Source organism: Herbiconiux daphne (genome assembly GCF_024979295.1).
Taxonomy (GTDB): Bacteria; Actinomycetota; Actinomycetes; order Actinomycetales; family Microbacteriaceae; genus Herbiconiux; species Herbiconiux daphnes.
The window spans coordinates 1-600 of sequence record NZ_JANLCJ010000565.1; the positions used below are offsets into that span (position 1 = coordinate 1).

Annotated in this window: 2 protein-coding genes; both read right to left on the minus strand. The window is 45.2% G+C overall.

Going from position 1 to position 600, the window contains the following annotated elements; translation table 11 throughout:
* Positions 1 to 164: 164 nt before the first annotated feature.
* A complete protein-coding gene (locus N1032_RS26460; protein ID WP_259543630.1) occupies positions 165 to 365 on the minus strand; it encodes a hypothetical protein in 201 nt (66 codons plus the stop codon).
* A 1-nt stretch (position 366) separates the two neighbouring features.
* On the minus strand, positions 367 to 600 hold a 234-nt coding region (locus tag N1032_RS26465; RefSeq protein ID WP_259543631.1), incomplete at its 5' end, for a DUF7195 family protein.

A 600-nucleotide genomic window follows, 5' to 3' on the forward strand; every position in this document is an offset into this window, starting at 1 on the left:
ATCAGGACATCACCATTGCGAGCACGGTAAGCACTGTTTTCTGCACGGAGAAGAGTGATACGGGCATCCAGACGCTCATCAACAATGACCTGACGAACTGCATCACGAAGAGCAACACAAGAGTCAGACGGGCCGTAAGGAAGGAGAGCGATACGAATAGTCATTTATTTATTTCCTTTATTCAATTCGACAAGTGCGTTTCTGCACGATTGGATATTCTTTTCCGCTTCCCAATAAGAATAGAAAGCATCTGCCTGAGCTTGATCAGATGGTGAATCAATCAAACCAAAGGCGAAAGGAAACAGCTTTCGCTGTTCCCCGGATAATTCAGAGATACGATCGCGGTAGTATTTGATTACATCCACTTTATTTCTCTGGCTTGACGTCGGACTTGGCAGGGCTAACATGAGTCTCCACCGGAATATTTTTGAGTTTCACGTAGTCCGCCAACACGTTATTGATGACGGTCGGGAAAGGAACTTCAACCTGAGTTTTCAGAACCTTACCAAAACCTTCCTGCATCCACTTCTGAATTGCACGGAGGTTGTCACAACCGGCATTAGACATTGGGATTTTACGAATGGTTACGACGTTATCAAG